An 18,790-nucleotide genomic window follows, 5' to 3' on the forward strand; every position below is an offset into this window, starting at 1 on the left:
ACTGGTGCGATCGCGGACCGGGGCAACCCGGCGACAGGCGAGCTAGCGGGACTGCCGTGGGATCTTCACGTCCGACCAGCCGGTCGGCGGGACGTTGTGGTTGGACCGGAACATGTTGGTCGGGTCCCACTCGTCCTTCAACGCGACGAGCCGCGTGAGCTTCTCCTCCCCGAAGCCGGCCTTGAGGTCGCTCATCGACGTGCCCGGCTCGAAGTTCAGGTAGGTGCCCCCCGTGGCCGCGGGCGCGATCGCCGCGGAGAACCGACGTACCCAGTCCATCTCGTAGTCGGTCTGGTCCGGCGTCGACCAGCAGGCGATCGGGTGGCCCATGTACTCCGCCGCCCGGTTGCCTGCCGCGGTGGCGTCCTCGGGGACCCGGCTGACCGCACCGCCGTGGTGGAAGATGATGCCCTGGGTCATCGGTGAGTGGATGCTCTGCCCGACCGCGAGGAACGGCTCGATGATCTCGTCGCTCAGCGCGGAGAGGTGCTGGCCGCGGTGGTAGTTCAGCCAGCCCTTGGGAGCGAACCCGTCGAGCATCGCCTGGAGCGCGGTGTACGGCATCGGCTGGATGAGGTCCATCCCGCCGGCGTCGCCGACGATCTGCCGGAGCGGTGCCAGCGCCTCGACGGCCTCGTCGGGACTGCCGACGTACGCCAAGACGAACGCGAGCACCGGCTTGCCGACCAGCTCCGGCGGGACGAACTCCTCCGGAGGCGCCAGGATCGTGGCCGTCGCGCTGACGACCTCCTCCGGTGCCGTCAGCGTGTAGTCGCGGTAGGCGCGCAGCATGGGCCCGGCGTCCTGGTTCGGGACCACCAGCATCCCCGCGAGCAGCAGCGGCGGGAGCGGGTGCAGCCGCAGCTCGTACGACGTCACGACCCCGAAGTTCGCGCCGGCGCCGCGCAGGCCCCACAGCAGCTCGGGGTTCTCCGACTCGCTGACGTGGACCAGCCGTCCGTCCGCGGTGACGATGTCCGCGGCGACGAGGTTGTCGCAGGTCAGCCCGTACTTGCGGGACAGCCAGCCGTAGCCGCCGCCGAGGGTGAACCCGCCGACACCGGTCGTGGTCACCCGGCCGCCCGGTGTGGCCGTTCCGTAGAGCTGGGTCTCGCGGTCGTACTCGCCCCACAGCACACCAGCCTGGGTCAGCGCCGTGCCCCGGGCCGGGTCGACGTTCACGCCCTTGAGGCTGGAGAGGTCCACGAGCACCCCGCCCTCACAGCTGGAGGTGCCCGCGACGCTGTGCCCGCCGCAGCGAACCACGATCGGCAGCTGCGCGGTGCGCGCGTAGTTCACGGCGTCCATCACGTCCGCGGCGCCGGTGGGACGCACGATCAGCGCCGGACGCCGGTCGATGCTGCCGTTGTAGACCGCCCGGGCCCGGTCGAACTCCGGGTCGCCGGGGTGGATGGCCTCGCCCTTGAACTCGGAGCCGAGCTCCAGGACGGCCTGTGCGCTCGTATCGGTCATACGGTCACGTCTCCCTCGCACACTCGAGAAACCCCCGTCCCTTTCACTACACCGCTGCCGCGACGGGACGGTCAATGACTAGATCGACTCCCTTGACGTGGCACGGCGAGACGGTGGTGAGGCGGTTCGGCCGCGCTCCGCTCCCACGCGTGCGGGAGATCCGGTGACCCACGCCGGCCGACGTCAGGAGTCCGCCCGGCCGGACCTGGACGGGATGACCTCCTCGGCGATGGTGGGGGTCGCCGCCGGATGCTCCACGAGCGCGAGGATCCGGCTGGCCATGAAACGGGCCGTGCGGACCGGCGTACCGCCCCGGGTGACCTCGGTGACCTCGACGACCCCGCGCCCGGTGTGGATCTCGACCCGACGGCCGTTGCGGGTGGCCACGACCTCGTACGTGCGGACCTCACCGCCCGCATCGATCACGATCTCCACCCGGTCGCCGCGCACGCTCAGGTCACCCCCGCCGTCCTGCCCCGTTCCGCCATCACAGCCCCTGACCTCAGTGTGCGGCTCCTCCACGCCGCGTGTCATGGCACGCAGAGGCAAGAGTCGCGGACATTCCCGTCCGAACCGGCGCACACGTGGGCGCACGCGGGTCAGGCGTTGACCGCGCGCGTGGCGACCAGCGCGCCGCGGCGTACCGCCCGCTCCAGGTCCCACCGTCGTACGGCGAACTCCGCGGACGGCAGCGAGACCGCCACCGACGCGACCACCGACCCCGCGCGCGACCACACCGGCGCGGCGAGGCAGGACAGCCCGCTCTGGAACTCGCTGATCTCCAGCGCCACGCCGGACTTCCGCACCTGGACGAGGTGTGCCTCCAGGTCAGCGCGGTCGGTGATCGTGTTCTCGGCGCACCGCCGCAGGCCCACCCGGTCCAGGTACGCGTCGCGGTCCTCCGGCGTCATCGCGGCGAGCATCACCTTGCCGAACGCGGTCGCGTGCGTGGCCTCGTGGAAGCCGATGTCGAGGATCCGCACCCGCGGCCGCCGGTCGGAGTCGGCCACGTGCGCGACCACGACGTCGATGTCGCGGTACACCGCGTAGTACGCCGCCGCGTCGGCCTCCACGTGCAGCCGCTTGATCGCCTCGACGGTCTGCGGCGGCACCTCGAGCTGCTTCTCCAGCCCCTGCTCGAGCAGCCGCACCCGATACCCGAGCCCGTACCGGTGCTCCTGGGAGAGGTGCACCAGGTAGCCCGCCTCGATCAGCGTGGTCAGCACGTGGTACGTCGACGGCAGCGCGATGTCGAGGTGCGCCGCGAGCTCCTTCGCGGTCACCCCGTCCCTGCTCGCGGCGACGAACTCCAGGGCACGCAGGGCACGGGCGACGGACTGCACCGAGCCCGCAGCCGGTGTCTCGCGCCGAGCCGGTCGCGTAGGGAGAGCCTCCACCCGTCCAGTCTCCCCGACTCCGCGCCGGGACTCACGCCCTCGCGAGGTCGGGGAGGCCGCGGAGGTCGTCAACCCGTCTCCCGGCCGAGCCCGTAGCGCACCCCGAGCAGCCCACGGCACAGGCCGGCGTTGCCCTCGATGCTGATCCGGGTGGTCTTCGCGAGACGCAGCTGGGTGACCAGGTCGGGCGCCGTGACCGGTGTGCCGTCCGGTCCCAGCAGGAGCGGCGCCGCGTCGTCGGCGGGAAGCCCGAGGTCCGCGCGCCGCCGCCGCAGCCGGTCCAGCTCCGGGCCGGGCGCCGCGTCGCCCAGGGTCAGGCCGGCCAGGTCCTCGAGGGGCCGCCCGGACCGCACGACCCGGGACGCGACCCGCTCCTGGCAAGCCTGGTGCGCCTTGCGCTGGAACGTCACCCGCAGCTCGTGCAGCTCGTCGTCGGCAAGCCCGGGGAACGACCCGGAGAAGCCACGACCGCCGGCCACCCCGGCGTTGATCTCGTCGGAGGCGAAGTGGTCGAGCAGCCGGATCGTCACCGGTCCCACCCCGGCCACCGCCGACACCGCGTCGTGGGCGTCGGCGACCATCAGGTAGGCGAAGTTCGGCGCGCAGAAGTACGTCGGCAGCCGCAGCTCGACCACGACCTCCCCACCACCCCCGACGGTCGCGCCGCTCCCGACGTCGCCGACGTCGCCGACGGTCACGGAGGCGACGAAGTCCAGGTCGGTGATCGACTCGTCGAGCTCGGGGTCGCGCACCGTGCCCAGCGCGGCGCGGACCCGGTCCTCGAGCGAGGTCATGCCGGTCGCGGTGGTCATGCGACCGGCACCGGCTCTGCCCCGACCGCGCCGTCGGTCGACTCGGGCAGCCGCAGGTCGGCGGGCACGTCGATGTCGTAGAGCTTCGCCGCGTTGAGGCCGAGGATCTTCTTCTTGACCTCCGTCGTCAGCGGGGCGTACTCCGTCAGGTCCTCCGGGATCTGGAAGTCGACGAACCGCTCGATCAGCCACTGCGGCGTCCAGATCGCGTAGTCGCTGGCGAACGTGATCCGGTCCTCGCCGATCCAGTAGAGGAGCTCGCCGACGATCTGCGCGAAGTACCGCGGCCGCGTGTGGATGAACGGCATGGCGACCGCGAGCCCGCCGTACACGTTGGGCTCCTGGGTGGCGATCCAGCAGAAGTCCTCGAGTCGCGGCAGCCCGACGTGCTCGACGATGAAGTTCAGGTCGGGGAACGCCGTCGCCGCGTCGTCGACGTCGGCCACGTCGAAGGCGTCCCGGTTGAGCGGGTAGATGGTCGGACCCTTGTGGACGTGGATGTTCCTGATCCCCAGCTCCTGGCACTTCTCGAAGTAGCGGTAGGCCCACGGGTCGCTGAGCTTCCAGCCCTTGGACGCGCCCTTCCACTCGGCGGTGTAGAGCTTCACGCCCTGGAGCTGCCAGCGCTCGGCGAGCTCGGCGAGCTTGGTCAGCCCGTTCTCGCCGTCTCGCGGGTCCCACGACCCGTTCGCGATGAACTTGTCCGGGTGCTTCTCGGCGAGCACCCCGTTCTGCTCGGTGGTGTTGAACCCGTTGACATAGAAGTCGGTCAGGTACGTCGGCTGGAAGATCGCCTTGTCGACGTACCCCTCCTCGAACAGGTCCTTGATGATCCGCTCCTCGGACTGCTTCTGGAACTCCTCGAGCGTCCACACCCGGTCCGCCGGGCTGAGGTTGCGGTGGTAGTCGTAGAAGCAGTTGATGAAGCCCTCGCCGTAGCGGTTGGCTTGATTCGCCGGCGTCGCGTCCCACGCGTGGATGTGGGCGTCGACGATGAAGTAGCTCTCGCCGTTCTTGGTGTACACGGCTGCTCCCTGGGGTGTCGTGGTCAGCTGGTGAGGATCGCGCGGCCGCCGGGCACCCGGCCGCCGTCGAGGTCGTCGAGCGCGGTGAGCGCGTCGGTGAGCGGGTACTTCTGCGTGGACAGCCGGACGCTGCCCATCGCCGCGAGGGTCATCAGGTCGTCGAGGTCGTTGTAGGAGCCGACGAGGTTGCCGACCACGTTGATCTCGCGGGAGATGATGTCGATCGTCGGTACGTCGAGCCGGCCGCCGTACCCGATGACGAAGTAGGAGCCCGCGTTGCGGGTCATCGCCACCCCCTCCTTCTCGGTGCCGTGCTCGCCGACGAAGTCGAGGACCACCTGCGCCCCGTCGCCGTCCGTCAGCTCGAGGACCTGCTCGACCTGGCCGCCGTCGCTGAGCACGGTGCGGTGCGCGCCAAGCGCCGTCGCCTTGCGCAGCACCTCCGCGGACCGGTCGACCACGGTCACCCGCGCCGCGGTCATCGCGACCAGGCACTGGAGCCCGATGTGCCCGAGCCCGCCGGCGCCGATCACGACCACGTCCGCGCCCGGGTGCAGCAGCGGCACCGCCTTGCGGACCGCGTGGTAGGCGGTGAGCCCCGCGTCGGCGAGTGCGGCGACGTCGGCCGGCTCGAGGCCCTCCTCGAGCCTCACGCAGGACCGCACCGACGTGCGCAGCAGCTCGGCCATCCCGCCGTCCCGGTCGATGCCGGGGAACTCCGAGCCGGCGCAGTGCACGTCGTCGCCGGCGCGGCAGGCGCGGCAGAGGCCGCAGGTGACCAGCGGGTGCAGGATCACCTTGTCGCCGACGGCGACACTGCCGACCGCGGCACCGACCTCGACCACGGTGCCGGCGTTCTCGTGGCCGATCACGTAGGGCAGCGCGACGCCGCTCTTCTCGGCCCACTGGCCCTCGATGATGTGCAGGTCGGTCCGGCACACGCCCGCCGCGTCGACCTTGACCAGCACGTCGAGCGGTCCCTGGAGCGTCGGCTCCGGGATGTCGTCGATCGTGGGTGGTTTCCCGTACTCGTGAACCCGGACTGCCTTCACCTGGAACTCCCTCGTCCGTGCGATTCGGTGGCACCTCGATCGTGATGCAGGTCACAGGCTCGGTGGAACCGGCGTTATCGCCCTCCGATAACGCCGCGCCTCGCCGGCGTGAGGGCCGTCCCCCGACCGCGGCGCGGAACCGTCGGTGGCCCCGCTTAGGCTCGTCCGGTGGTCGACCTGTCGTTGCTGCTCACCGAGGAGGACCTGCGCCGCAGGTTCGGCTCTGGGACCCTCGAGCGCGCCGTCGACTACGTACGCCGCGGCAACGTCCTCGCCTGCAGCCACCAGATCGACCCCGACGGTGACCTCGACCTGCGCGGGAGCGTCGAGGGGTCGGCCGGCGTGGTCTACACCGTCCACGTCAGCGCCGGCCTCAGCGGCGACGGCGTGTGGGTCTACGGCCGGTGCAGCTGCCCGGTGGGAGAGGGCTGCAAGCACGCGGTCGCCCTCCTGCTGACCGTGCGCGCGCAGCAGGAGCGGGAGAACGCCGCCCGCGGCCCCGAGGCGGGCAGGCGCTGGGAGCGGCAGCTCAGCTCGGTGCTCGACGAGCTCGACGACACGCACCGCACGGCCTCGGCCGCCAAGCCGCTCGGCCTCCAGGTCGAGGTGAACCAGCGGACGTCTGCGGCCGGCTACCGGGCCTGGGCAGAACCGGCGACGGCACGGCGCGGGACGCTGCGGATCCGCCCGCTGCAGCGCGGCGCCCGCGACAACTGGGTCCGCTCCGGCGTCTCCTGGCAGCAGGTCCCGCACCTCGACCCGCGCCGCGGCTACGACCCCGACCAGGTGGCCGCGCTCAGCGAGCTGCTCGCCGCGCACCGCGCCGCCTCCCGGCAGACCTACTTCGGCTCCGAGACGCACCTGGGACTGGGCGGCTTCGGCGGGTCGTTGTGGAGCATGCTCCGGCGCTGCGAAGAGGCCGGCATCGCGCTCGTGCCGGGCGCCGCGCTCGAGGGCGTCGAGGTGCTCACCGACCCGGTAACGCTGCGGCTCGACGTCAACGCCGCCCCCGCCCGCGACGCCCACCTGCGCCTCGGGGTGTCGGCGGGTCAGGAGTGGTACGGCGCCGAGCAGCTCGACGTGCTCGGGGAGGCCGGGCACGGCGTGGCCCTGTGGCTGCCGGGGGCCGAGCCGCAGACCTGGTCGGTGACGCTGGCCCCGCTCACCCGTCCGGCCGGGCCCGAGGTCCGGCGCCTGCTCGCCGCGGGGTCGGACCTCGTGGTCCCCGCGGGTGACCGCGACGACCTGGTCGCGGAGTACCTCCCGCGCCTGCAGCGCCACGTGCCGGTCATCTCCTCCGACGGGTCGGTCGCGGTGCCCGAGACGGCGCCGCCCCGGCTCGCGCTCACCGTCACCTGGGTCGCGGTCGACGAGGTGACCCTGGCGTGGTCGTGGCGCTACCGGGTCGGCGACGACGACCGCGTCTACGCCCTCGACGAAACCCGCGGGCTGCGCGGAGTACGGCGCCCGGAGGAGGAGGCCGCGCTGCTGGCCGCGCTGGAGCTGGACGACGACGCGGCGTACCGGCTCTGCCACGGCCACCGTCGTGAGGGCGGACTGGTCGCGCGGCAGACGCTCACCCACGGCGCGGCGATCGCCTTCGCCGACGACGTGCTGCCCGGTCTGGAGAAGGCCGGCCAGGTCGAGCTCGAGGAGGTCGGCGGCCGGCCCGACTACCGCGCCGCCACCGGCGCCCCGGTCATCCGCTTCGCCACCGCCGAGGACGGCTCGGACGACGGCTCCGCCGACGACGCGCGCACGGACTGGCTCGACCTGGAGGTCGTGATCAGCGTCGACGGGCAGTTCCTGGCGCTCGCCCACCTGCTCGAGGCGCTCACCCGCGGCCAGGACCGGGTGGTGATGCGCAACGGCGTGCACATCGCGGTCGACCGGCCCGAGTTCGCCCACCTCGCCGAGCTGGTCGGCGCCGCCGGCGAGCTGCACGAGCAGCCTCGTGACGGCGTCCGCGTCGCCCACCACGACCTCGGGCTGTGGGACGAGCTCGCCGAGGTCGGCATCGTCGACGCGCAGGCCGCGCAGTGGGTGCGCGCGGCCCGGGCGCTGCGCGGCGGGCAGGAGCTTCCGGCCGTGGACCCGGTCGGGGTGGAGGCCGAGCTGCGGCACTACCAGCTCGAGGGTTTCCGCTGGCTCGCGTTCCTGTGGCAGGCCGGGCTCGGCGGGATCCTCGCCGACGACATGGGGCTCGGCAAGACCCTGCAGACCCTGGCGCTCGTCGCCCACGCCCGCGCGTCCGGGTCGGGCCCGTTCGTGGTCGTCGCGCCCACCAGCGTGGTCTCCACCTGGGCCCACGAGGCCGCGCAGTTCACCCCCGGCCTGGTCGTCCGTGCGGTCACCGAGTCGCACGCCCGGCGGGGCACGTCGGTCGCCGAGCTGGCCGAGGGCGCCGACGTGGTGATCACCTCCTACACGCTCTTCCGGCTCGAGGCCGACGACTACGTCGCGCGCGACTGGGGCGGCCTGGTCCTCGACGAGGCGCAGACGGTGAAGAACCACCAGGGCAAGACCTACCAGGCCGTGCGCCGCCTCGACGTCCCGTTCCGCCTCGCGCTGACCGGCACCCCGATGGAGAACCGGCTGATGGAGCTGTGGTCGCTGCTGTCGATCGTCGCGCCCGGGCTCTACCCGTGGCCGCAGCGGTTCGTCGAGCAGGTGGCGAACCCGGTCGAGCGGCTCGGCGACACCGCCGTCCTCGAACGCTTCCGCAAGCGGATCCGGCCGTTCCTGCTGCGGCGTACCAAGGACCTCGTCGCCGCCGACCTGCCGCCCAAGCAGGAGCAGCTCCTCGAGGTCGTGCTCACGCCCCGGCACCGCAAGATCTACGAGACCCACCTGCAGCGCGAGCGGCAGACCGTGCTCGGCCTGGTCGAGGACTTCGACAAGCACCGGATCGCGATCTTCCGGTCGCTCACCAGGCTGCGCCAGCTCAGCCTCGACGCCGCCTTGGTCGACCCGGAGCACGACGGGATCGGGTCGGCGAAGGTCGACGTGCTCGCCGACCACCTCCTCGAGCTCGCCGCCGAGGGGCACCGCGCGCTGGTGTTCAGCCAGTTCACGTCGTTCCTCGCGCGGGTGCGCGCCCGGCTCGACCGGGAGGGGATCGCGTCGGCCTACCTCGACGGCAGCACCCGCAAGCGCGGTGAGGTCGTGGACGGCTTCAGGCAGGGCGACGCCTCGGTGTTCCTGATCAGCCTCAAAGCCGGGGGAGTCGGGCTGACGCTGACCGAGGCCGACTACGTCTTCGTGCTCGACCCGTGGTGGAACCCGGCGGTCGAGGCGCAGGCCGTGGACCGCGCGCACCGGATCGGGCAGCGGCACCCGGTGATGGTCTACCGCCTCGTCGCGGTGGACACCATCGAGGAGAAGGTGATGGAGATGAAGGCGCGCAAGGCCGCGCTCTTCGCGAAGGTCGTGGACGGCGACGGCTCCGCCTCCACGCCCATCGGCGCGGACGACGTACGCGCGCTCTTCGACGACTGAGCCGGGAGCGGGGGTCGCAGGTCAGCCGTGGGAGTGGCCGGCACCGGCGTGCTCGTGCGCGGGTGCCTGCATCGCCTGGAACAGGTGGTGGCAGTACACCTGGAAGCCGAGCATCGCCTCGACGTACCCGCGGGCGTCCGTCACGGACCGCTCGCGGTCGGCCGCCAGCCGGCGGACCTCCGCGAGCCGTCGTGCCAGCTCGTCGTGCAGCACCGTGGTGAGGAGCTCCGCCACCTCGTCCGGCGACCCGGTCTCCACGGCGCGCTCGGCCAGGGGGATCACGGGGCCGAAGCCCAGCCCGGCCGGCTTGAGCCCGGTGTACGGCGCGCCCTCACCCTCCCGGTGCACCCGCACCACGGTCTCGAAGAACAGCCGGTCGGCTACCTCGCGCGCGTCGTCGCCGAGCCGGCGTACCGGCAGGGTGGTCTCGAACACGGCGCGCACCTCGGCCTCACCGTCCTCCGGCACGTAGGGGAGGACGAGGTCGATGTCGCCGGCAGCCAGGGCCAGGCGGGCCGCGGTCACCACCGGGCCGTCGAGCGAGTCGCAGTGCGGGGGCATGGGAGTCTCCCCTCCGGGACGGCCGTCCGAGACGGTCCTGTGGAGCAGCAGGGCCGTCTCCGACGCTACGGGCGTGGCCGCCACGCCCGGGAGGGTCCAAGGTCCCGCGCCCGATCCCACCCGGGCGTCGTCCGGGTGGCTCACGCGATACCGGTCGCCTTCTCCAGCGCCGCGAGCTCGTCGTCGAGGTGGGTGAGCAGGCGCTGGAGGTGCGGCACGGTACGGCGGCAGCCGGTCAGCCCGAACCCCATGTGCCCGTCGTAGCTGGTGCAGGTGATGTTGAGCGCCATACCGTGGATCGGGATCGACAGCGGGTACATCCCGTCCAGCCGGGCGCCGTTGAAGTAGTGCGGGGTTCGCGGCCCGGGCACGTTGGAGATGATCAGGTTGAACGGCGGCCTGGTGATGCCGTGCAGGCGCAGCATCGGGGCGAGCACGGCCGGCGCCATCCCGAGCGCGCTCATCGCGAGGATCTGAGCGGGTGTCATCGTGCCCAGCGCCTCCTTGCCCGACCGCATCGAGCGGTGGATGCTGTCCAGCCGGTCGCCCGGGTCCTCGAGGTCGGTGGCGAGGTTGACCATCACCGCGCCCACGGCGTTCCCGCCCGAGGCCGAGGCGGTGTGCGCCTCCCGGGCCTTGAGCCCGACCGGGACCATCGCGACCAGGGGCGCGTCGGGCAGCGCACCGAGCTCGACCAGGTAGGCGCGCATGGCGCCGCTGCACATGGCGAGCACGACGTCGTTGAGCGTGGCCCCCGTGGCCGCACCGACCGCGCGCATCCGCTCGATCTCCCAGTCCTGGGCCGCGAAGCGGCGGGAGCCGGTGATCGGCTTGTTGAGGATGGTCCGCGGGGCGTACAGCGACAGCGCCGACGCCTCGTTGCGCAGGCCGCGCGACAGGGTGCGGACCAGCGCGGCGGGCAGGCCCGCGGCCTCGGTGGCCAGGCCGAGCGCCGAGCCGAGCGCGCTCGCCGGGAGGTCGAGCAGCGCCGGTGCCGGGTCATCGCTCCCGCGCATGCTCGCCCGGGTCCGTTCCGGGCGCCGGCCCCACGGCGGCGGCATGTCCCGCTGCGCCGGGTCGGTGGAGAGCACGCTCTGCAGCAGCCGCATCGACGACACCCCGTCCACGAGCGCGTGGTGCATCTTCGTGTAGACCGCGATCCGGCCGTCCTCGAGCCCCTCGATGACGTGGGTCTCCCACAGCGGCCGCTCGAGCGCGAGCCGGGTGCCGTGCAGCCGGGAGCACAGGGCGAGCAGCTCCCTGATCCGCCCCGGCTGGGGGAGCGCGCTGTGCCGGACGTGGTACTCGATGTCGAACTGGTCGTCCTCGGTCCACACCCACTGCCCGCCGGTCGACAGCGAGCGGTGCGGCCGCTTGAGGAACAGCGGTGCCACCTCGTCCGCGCCGAGCGAGCGGGTGAACATGTCGCGGACGTAGTCCGGTCCGGCGTTCCCAGGCGGGTCGAACAGCTGCAGCCCGCCGACGTGCATCGGCTGGTTCCGGTTCTCGGCGAAGAGGAACCCGCTCGAGGTCGGGTCCAGCGGTACGGCCATGGGTCCCCCTGGTGCGTCGACGGAGAACGACGGCTACGTGACCGTCGTCTCCGGCCTGGTCACAGGGTGCCCGGTTCGCCGCCACCTAACCAAGAGGGGACAAAGCGGCCGAGGCTCACCGGGTCACCTGCCCGCGTCGGTGCTGCGCATGACCAGGACGTCGCCGTGGCCGCCGTACCCCATCACCTTCTCGGCGAACTGGGTGCCGTCGAAGGTGACCAGCAGGTAGCCGCCGCCCCGGTCCTCGGGAAGCGGGACCAGCTGCGGGTGCGGGATGTTCGTCTCGTACGGCGCGTCCAGCGTGCCGGCCGGGCGCATCCGGAGGTCGTAGACCGGGTAGCGGCGGTCGTCGCCGTCGCTGGCCAGGAACCACCACCGGTCCTCGACCCGGGCGATGATCGGGCCCTCGCACTGGTGCAGGTCCGTCGCGGCGCCGACGAGCTCGAGGCCGTCCAGCCAGTCGGCCCCGGCGGGCGCGGCCGCGAGTGCAGGGTGGAAGTCGAACGGGTCCTGGGACGGGCTCTCGACGAACCCGATGTGCCAGCGGCCGTCGATCCTCGTCATCCCGGGGTCCCAGGAGCTCACCCGCGTCGGCAGCGGGGTGGGCGTGGTCTCGAGGACGTGCACGCCGCTGAGCACGTCGTCGGTGGTGACCACGTGCCGCACGTGGACGCCGTCGAAGGCGAAGTCGCCCCACGAGCTGGTGGCCACCAGCCAGCGGTCGTTCTCGTCGTCGCGGACGATCTGGCCGGCGTGGTCGCCGAGGAGCAGCCCGTCGCGGCGGGAGTACAGCTGGGCCACCTGCTCGAGACGGGTCGGTGCGGCGAGGTCGAGGGTGAACACGCCCCAGTGCGCCTGCTGGAAGAACCCGAGGCCGGCGCACGTGGCGGTGAAGTAGGCCTTGCCGTCACGCAGGTACGGCGTCCCGTCGCTGTGCTGCACCAGGTGCTGGTCGCGGATCCCGGTCATCCCGAACAGGCCCGCGCGTACGCCGGCCAGCTCGGCCGAGCCCGCCGACCCGTGCGCGCCCCAGGCGTAGCGGTGGGCCCGGAGCGTCTCGGGGACCCGCATGTCCACGTGCTTGGACACCTTCTCGCGCCGGCTCAGCAGCGGCTGCCACCCGTCGCCGGTGTCGGCGAGCACGGTCACCCGGTTCTCGCAGAGGGCGAACGCGAAGCGGAACGAGGCGGGGAGCCGCGCCTTCTTCCGGGCCACCGTGGTGGTCCGGCCGCCGCGCCGGACCTCGATGGAGGCCCGCTGGGACGCCGGGTCGTAGACGGCGAGCAGGTGCTCGTCGCCGGACGTCGCCAGGCCCGCGCAGACCGGCCCCGTCAGGGCGTCCACGTCGACCTCGACGGCGGCGAACGGCGCCGCGGGCGTGTGGTCGCTGACCGCGAGCCCCTCGACGGCGCCGGCCCCGGACCTCACGGCGGTGAACGCCGGGGCGACGAGCTCGAACGGCCGGTAGCGGGACTCGATCTTGAAGCTGAGGTCGAAGATGGCTGACTCCTGGGACGGGTTCGGGTGGGACGGGTCGCTGTGGTCGGGAGAACCCCAGCAGCCGGTCACGGTAGCGGCGGTGACCGCACCCGCCGCGCACAGCACCGACCGACGGCTGAGGAACAGGGGCCGGCTCACCCCTTGAGGCCCGAGCGCGAGACTCCCTCGATGACGAAGCGCTGCGCGAAGGCGTAGAGGATCAGGACCGGGACGCTCGCGATGACCGCGCCGGCCATCAGCAGGTCGTAGCGCACGTTGTTCGCGGACTGCAGCGTGCTGAGCCCGGCCTGGAGGGTCTGCATCTCCGGGCTGAACAGCACGTAGACCGGCCAGAGGAAGTCGTTCCAGTTGGTGAGGAACGCCAGCAGGGCCAGCGTCGCGAGGGCGGGCCGGGACAACGGCAGGACCACCTTGGCGAACACCTGCCAGGTGTTCGCGCCGTCGAGGTAGGCGGACTCCTCGAGCTCCTTGGGCAGCCCGATGAAGAACTGGCGGAGGAAGAACACCCCGAACGCGTTGGCGGCGGTGGGCACGATCACCGCGGTCAGCGTGTCGAGCCAGAACAGCCGGCCGACGATCTCGTAGTTGGGGATCACCAGGATCACCGGGGGCACGAACAGCGTGGCGACGATGAGCCCGAACACGACCTTGCGGCCCCGGAACTCCATCCGCGCCAGGGCGTAGGCCGCCAGGGCCGCGGTCGCCACGACGAGCACGGCGTTGGCCGTGGCGGCGAACATGGAGTTGAGGAACCAGCGGAACACCGGGGTGTCCGCGGCGGTGAGGATGTGCGCGTAGGCCTGGAGCGTCGGCTCCTCGGGGAACAGGGTCGGCGGCGTCCGCGAGGACTCCACACGTGTCTTGAACGAGGTGGAGATCATGAACAGCAGCGGGCTGACGAACAGCAGGGTCAGCAGCCCGAGGGTGGCGTACCTCAGCGCTTTCATGCCTTGCTCCCGTCGCGCTCGCGGAACAGCCAGAAGACGACGACCGAGGTGAGCATCAGCGCCAGCGTGAGGATCCAGCTGGCCGCGGCGGCGGAGCCCATCTGGAAGTTCTGCAGACCTGTCTCGGCGATGTAGAAGATCGCGGTGCGCGTCTCCTGGCCGGGTTGGCCGTTGGTCATGATGAACGACTGGCCGAACATGTTCGCCGAGGCGATGATCGTCACCATCAGCACGAACATCAGGACCGGCCGCAGCCCCGGCAGCGTGACGTGCCGGAACCGGGACCACGCACCCGCGCCGTCCACCTCGGCGGCCTCGTAGAGCTCGCGGGGCACGTCCTGGAGCCCGGCCAGGAAGATCACGGCGTTGAAGCCGAGCGTCCACCAGACGGTGACCCCGACCAGGGCCACCCAGGCCTCCGGCACCGAGCTCAGCCACGGGGTCGCGTCGGGCAGCCCGAGCGTGCCCATCACGTGGTTGACCAGGCCGATGTTGGCGTCGAGCAGGAACCGCCACAGCACGCCCACCACGGCGACACCGAGGACGTACGGCGCGAAGAAGATGCTGCGGAACAGGTTCCGTCCGGGGAAGCGCTGGTTCATCGCCAGCGCGACCCCCAGGGGCACCACGATCAGCAGCGGGACGCTGAAGAGCGTGAAGATGCCCGTGGCCCGCATGGAGCCCCAGAACGGGTCGAACGACACCGACGAGGGATCGAGCAGCGCGGTGTAGTTCTCCAGCCCCACGAACGGCTTGCCGGGGAGCGTGAAGTCCCACGAGTGCAGGCTGATCCAGAGCCCGAACACGATCGGCAGCAGCACGAACACGCCGAACAGCACGAGGTAGGGCGCGAGGAACAGCCAGGCGATCGGCTGGTTCGTCCGCCGCTGCCGCGGCGGGGCGGCTGCGGCGCTCGGTGCTGTCGCCGTCGTCGCGGTGGTGGTGGCCACGACGTCAGCCTCCGAACTTTTCCAGGTTGTCCTGCATCAGCTTCGTGGCGTTCTCCTGGGCCTTGCCGAGTGCCTCCTCCGGGGATGCCTTGCCGAGCACCGCCTCGTTGACCGCTACCTCGACGGTCTGCGGGGTGATGTCCCCCAGACCGGGGACGGCGGGGAGGAAGTGCAGGTTCTCCAGGTAGTCGTTCAGCACCGCCTGCGGCGACTCGGTGAAGGCGGCGTCCTCCCGGGCGGAGTTCCGGGCCGGGATCATCCCGGCCTTCGCCCAGCTGCCGGACTCCTGGCTCAGCGAGCTGATGAACACCTTCGACGCGTTGGCGAGGTTGCCGTCCTCGGCGGCCTGCTTGGTCATGAAGAAGTGGTGGGAGTTCGCCCAGGCGGCGGGCTTCTCGCCGATGGTCGGGATCGGCGCGATGCCGTAGTCGAGGCCGGCGGCCTCGAGGTCGTTGATCTGCCAGATCCCGTCCCAGGTGATCGAGTTCTGGCCGTTCTTGAACGCGAGGTACTGCGCGTCGATGTCGACGTTCGACGGGCCGTAGCCCTTGTCGACCTGCTCCACCATCCAGGACAGCGCCTCGACGCCCTCCGCGGAGCCGAACGTCGCCTCGGAGCCGTCCTCGGCGTAGGGCTCGCCGCCGAACTGCCACAGGAGGCTGAAGAACATCAGGTGGGCCGGCCACTGGTTCGGCATCCAGAACGGCTGGAAGCCGGCGGACTTCAGCTTCCGGCACGCCTCGTCCAGCGTGGCGGCGTCCGTCGGCGCCTCGCCGATGCCGGCCTTCTCGAAGTGGTCCTTGTTCCAGTACATCGCCAGCGAGTGCACGTCGAGCGGAATGCCGTACCGGCTGCCGTTGTAGATGCCCGGTCCCCACACGGCAGGCGTGAAGTCCGACTCCGCGAGGTCGATCTGCTCGGCCACGTCGTCGAGTGGGACGATGACGCTGCGGGCGGCGTTCGTGGCGAGCTGGTCGAGGTGCATGACCCCGACGTGGGGCCCGCGGCCGGCGTTGGCGGCGGCGGGGAGGCGCTGGTAGAAGTCCGCCCACTCGACGGTGTTGGACTTGACGGTGATGTTCTTCTGGGCGCTGTTGAAGTCCTTGACGAGCGCCTGCATCGTCGGCCCGTCGCCACCGGTGAAGCCGTTCCAGTAGTCCAGGGTGACCGGCGGGCCGGTGTACTTCCCGGTGAACTCACCGCCCGCGCTGGGCTGGGCCCCGACCCCCTTGCCACCGCCGCACCCGGCGAGGAAGGCGGCGGTGGAGCCGGCGCCGAGGACGAGGAAGCCGCGCCTGCTGAGGCTGGTCTCCACGGGTCGGGACCTGCGGAAGGGGGTGTTCGTCATGGTGGGACTCCTGTGGTTGAGGTCAGCGGTCGCTGACGGTGGTGAGACGGATGACGGCCCAGGACACCGGCGGGAGCTGGGCGCGCAGCTGCCCGCCGTCCACGGTCACGTCGGGCAGGGTGCGGGGGATGACCCGGTCGGGCTGCTGCTCGGTGTTCGTCGCGCGGACGTCGTCGTCGGACAGGACGGTCGCCTCGACGACCCGGCAGGACCCACCCAGGCCGCGGAGGTCGGCCCGGAGCTCCGTGGCCTCGTCGGTGGAGCGGTTGGCGCAGAGCACGGTGACCTCGCCGGTCTCCTCGTCGTACGTCGCGGTCGCGTCGAGCAGGGGTACGTCGCCGTGGAGCGCGCTCTCGTAGGACTCCACCGAGGGCTGGACCAGGAGCACCTCGCCCCGGGCCCAGCGGGCCGCCTGCGCGAACGGGTGGAAGATCGTCTGGGTCCAGGCGCCGCCTCCCGCCTGGGTCAGGATCGGGGCGATCACGTTCACCAGCTGGGCCTGGCAGGCGATGCCGACCCGGTCGGCGTGGCGGAGCAGCGTGATCAGGAGGGAGCCCACCACGACCGCGTCGGCGACGTCGTACACGTCCTCGATCAGGGCGGGCTCGTCGCCGTAGGTGCGCGCGTCCTGGCCCTCGAACCGGGACTGGTGCCACACGTTCCACTCGTCGACCGAGAGGCGAAGCCGGCGGCGCGACTTCAGGCGGGCCCCCACGGCGTCGGCGGTCGCGACGACCGCGTCGATCATCCGGTCCAGGTCCACGGAGCTGGCGAGGAAGGTGGGCAGATCGGTGGGGAGCGGGTCGTAGTAGGTGTGCAGCGAGACGTAGTCGACCAGGTCGTAGCAGTGCTCCAGCGTGGTGGCCTCCCACGCACCGAAGGTGGGCATCCGGCTGTTGGAGCTGCCGCAGGCGACGAGCTCGATGCCCGGGTCGACCATGCGCATCGCCCGGGCAGTCTCGGCGGCGAGGCGGCCGTACTCGTCGGCGGTCTTGTGGCCGACCTGCCACGGGCCGTCGAGCTCGTTGCCCAGGCACCAGACCTTGATGTCGTGCGGCTCCTTGGCGCCGTGCGCGCGCCGGAGGTCCGAGAGCGCCGTGCCCTCCGGGTGGTTGCAGTACTCCAGCAGGTCCACGGCCTCCTGTACCCCGCGCGTACCGAGATTCACCGCCATGATCGGGTCCATCCCGACCGTGCGGCACCACGCCGTGAACTCGTCGACGCCCACGGCGTTGGTCTCGATCGCCTTCCAGGCGAGGTCGAGCCGGCGGGGCCGGTCGGCCTGCGGGCCGATGCCGTCCTCCCAGCGGTAGCCGGAGACGAAGTTGCCGCCGGGGTAGCGGACGACGGTCGGACCGAGCTCGCGGACCAGGGCGGCCACATCGCCGCGGAAGCCGCCGGCGTCGGCCGTCGGGTGGTCGGGTTCGTAGATCCCGGTGTAGACGCATCGGCCCATGTGCTCGACGAACGTGCCGAAAAGCCGCCGATCCACCGGTCCTACCCGGAAAGCCCTGTCGAGTGTGATCGTTGCCACTGCCATGCATCTTGTTCTAACCTGGATTTACATCGTTGTAAAGACCGAGTCGAGGGTGAGCGCATGGTGGTCCGGCTGAGCGACGTCGCTGCGCGAGCCGGGGTCTCGGTCAAGACGGTGAGCAACGTCGCGAACGGCTACCTGCACGTGAAGCCGGAGACCCGCGAGCGGGTGCAGGCGGCGATCGACGACCTGAACTACCGCCCGAACCTGTCCGCCCGCAGCCTGCGCCAGGGACGGTCCGGCGTGATCGCCCTGGCCGTGCCCGCCCTCGACATGCCGTACTTCGCCGAGCTCACCCGCGCCGTCGTGGAGGCTGCCGCCGAGCGCGGCTGGACGGTGCTCGTGGACCAGACCGACGGCCTCCGGGAGCGTGAGCTCGAGGTGGCCTCGGGTCTGCGCGGCCACCTGATCGACGGCCTCATCCTCAGCCCCGTCGGGCTCGAGGTCGACGAGCTGGAGCGGTCGAAGGAGGACACGCCGCTCGTGCTGCTCGGCGAGAAGATCGCGGGCGGGCCGGTCGACCACGTGGCCGTCGACAACGTCGAGGCCGCCCGGCTGGCGACCGACCACCTGCTCGGCCTCGGCCGCAAGCGAGTGGCCGCGATCGGCTACCAGGCCAGGGCCGACGCCGCGTCGGGGGTCGCGCCGCTGCGCCGCCGCGGCTACGAGCGGTCGCTGGCCGCCGCCGGCATCACCGTCGACGCGGAGCTGACCCCGCAGGTCGCGGGGTACCGCCGGGTGGACGGCGCGCACGCCATGGAGACGCTCCTGGCACTGCCCGAGCCGCCCGACGCGGTGTTCTGCTTCTCCGACCTGCTCGCTCTGGGTGCCCTGCGTGTGCTCGCCGAGCGCGGGCTGCGGGTTCCGGAGGACGTCGCCCTGATCGGGTTCGACGACATCGAGGACGGCCGGTACAGCACGCCGAGCCTCAGCACGGTCGCGCCGGCCAAGGACGAGATCGCCCGGCACGCGGTGGACATGCTGCACGACCGCATCGCCGGCAGGGACGCGGTGCCCGCACGTGACGTCCGCGTCGGCTTCGAGATCGTCCCGCGCGAGTCCACGCTCGGTCGCGGGCAGACGGGTCCGTCCGGTCCGTAGAGGCATCCGCAGCAGCATCCGTACAGGAAAGAGGTG

The 18,790-nt window shown here is 71.8% G+C and carries 15 protein-coding genes; 2 read left to right on the top strand and 13 right to left on the bottom strand.

Annotated features, from left to right (window positions below; all coding sequences use genetic code 11):
• Positions 1–42 precede the first annotated feature (42 nt).
• From K1X13_RS14425 to K1X13_RS14450, 6 genes are all read right to left on the bottom strand, one after another.
• Positions 43–1,473, bottom strand: coding sequence for an FAD-binding oxidoreductase (locus K1X13_RS14425; protein WP_221025714.1), 1,431 nt, complete (start codon positions 1,471–1,473; stop codon positions 43–45).
• 183 nt (positions 1,474–1,656) lie between these two features.
• On the bottom strand, positions 1,657–2,007 hold the full coding sequence (locus K1X13_RS14430) for a DUF8836 family protein (RefSeq protein ID WP_225914984.1): 351 nt from the start codon (positions 2,005–2,007) through the stop codon (positions 1,657–1,659).
• 65 nt (positions 2,008–2,072) lie between these two features.
• Complete coding sequence (locus K1X13_RS14435) at positions 2,073–2,870, bottom strand: IclR family transcriptional regulator (protein ID WP_221025715.1); 798 nt, start codon at positions 2,868–2,870, stop codon at positions 2,073–2,075.
• A 68-nt stretch (positions 2,871–2,938) separates the two neighbouring features.
• Positions 2,939–3,682 (bottom strand): iron-sulfur cluster assembly protein, encoded by a 744-nt coding sequence (locus K1X13_RS14440; RefSeq protein ID WP_221025716.1) that lies wholly within the window; start codon positions 3,680–3,682, stop codon positions 2,939–2,941.
• Positions 3,679–4,707 carry an amidohydrolase family protein gene (locus tag K1X13_RS14445; protein ID WP_221025717.1) on the bottom strand — a complete coding sequence of 343 codons (1,029 nt, stop codon included), beginning with the start codon at positions 4,705–4,707 and terminating at the stop codon, positions 3,679–3,681. Before K1X13_RS14445 ends, K1X13_RS14440 begins: the two co-directional genes overlap by 4 nt.
• 23 nt (positions 4,708–4,730) lie before the next feature.
• The gene (locus tag K1X13_RS14450; RefSeq protein ID WP_221025718.1) at positions 4,731–5,759 is read right to left on the bottom strand and encodes an NAD(P)-dependent alcohol dehydrogenase; all 1,029 of its coding nucleotides are present in this window, start codon (positions 5,757–5,759) and stop codon (positions 4,731–4,733) included.
• Positions 5,760–5,927: 168 nt separating this feature from the next.
• Here K1X13_RS14450 and K1X13_RS14455 point away from each other — a divergent pair, with 168 nt between their 5' ends.
• A complete protein-coding gene (locus K1X13_RS14455; RefSeq protein ID WP_221025719.1) occupies positions 5,928–9,257 on the top strand; it encodes a DEAD/DEAH box helicase in 3,330 nt (1,109 codons plus the stop codon).
• A gap of 21 nt (positions 9,258–9,278) precedes the next feature.
• Here K1X13_RS14455 and K1X13_RS14460 read toward each other — a convergent pair whose 3' ends face one another.
• From K1X13_RS14460 to arfA, 7 genes are all read right to left on the bottom strand, one after another.
• A complete protein-coding gene (locus K1X13_RS14460; protein WP_221025720.1) occupies positions 9,279–9,818 on the bottom strand; it encodes a DUF6448 family protein in 540 nt (179 codons plus the stop codon).
• 140 nt (positions 9,819–9,958) lie between these two features.
• A complete protein-coding gene (locus K1X13_RS14465; RefSeq protein ID WP_221025721.1) occupies positions 9,959–11,371 on the bottom strand; it encodes a WS/DGAT/MGAT family O-acyltransferase in 1,413 nt (470 codons plus the stop codon).
• A gap of 123 nt (positions 11,372–11,494) precedes the next feature.
• On the bottom strand, positions 11,495–13,009 hold the full coding sequence (locus K1X13_RS14470; RefSeq protein ID WP_221025722.1) for a hypothetical protein: 1,515 nt from the start codon (positions 13,007–13,009) through the stop codon (positions 11,495–11,497).
• The gene (locus K1X13_RS14475; RefSeq protein ID WP_221025723.1) at positions 13,006–13,818 is read right to left on the bottom strand and encodes a carbohydrate ABC transporter permease; all 813 of its coding nucleotides are present in this window, start codon (positions 13,816–13,818) and stop codon (positions 13,006–13,008) included. The genes K1X13_RS14470 and K1X13_RS14475 overlap by 4 nt, the downstream gene beginning before the upstream one ends.
• Positions 13,815–14,768: a carbohydrate ABC transporter permease gene (locus tag K1X13_RS14480; protein ID WP_308249562.1), complete on the bottom strand. Its 954-nt coding sequence runs from the start codon at positions 14,766–14,768 to the stop codon at positions 13,815–13,817. Before K1X13_RS14480 ends, K1X13_RS14475 begins: the two co-directional genes overlap by 4 nt.
• Positions 14,769–14,772: 4 nt before the next feature.
• Positions 14,773–16,116: an ABC transporter substrate-binding protein gene (locus K1X13_RS14485; RefSeq protein ID WP_221025724.1), complete on the bottom strand. Its 1,344-nt coding sequence runs from the start codon at positions 16,114–16,116 to the stop codon at positions 14,773–14,775.
• A gap of 22 nt (positions 16,117–16,138) precedes the next feature.
• The gene (gene arfA, locus K1X13_RS14490) at positions 16,139–17,656 is read right to left on the bottom strand and encodes an arabinosylfuranosidase ArfA (RefSeq protein WP_221025725.1); all 1,518 of its coding nucleotides are present in this window, start codon (positions 17,654–17,656) and stop codon (positions 16,139–16,141) included.
• A gap of 57 nt (positions 17,657–17,713) precedes the next feature.
• Between arfA and K1X13_RS14495 the strand changes: the two genes are divergently transcribed.
• Entirely contained in the window at positions 17,714–18,754 is a 1,041-nt protein-coding gene (locus K1X13_RS14495; protein WP_221025726.1) for a LacI family DNA-binding transcriptional regulator, read from the top strand.
• Positions 18,755–18,790: the final 36 nt, after the last annotated feature.

The sequence above is a fragment of the Nocardioides jiangsuensis genome (assembly GCF_019679455.1).
GTDB lineage: Bacteria > Actinomycetota > Actinomycetes > Propionibacteriales > Nocardioidaceae > Nocardioides_C > Nocardioides_C jiangsuensis.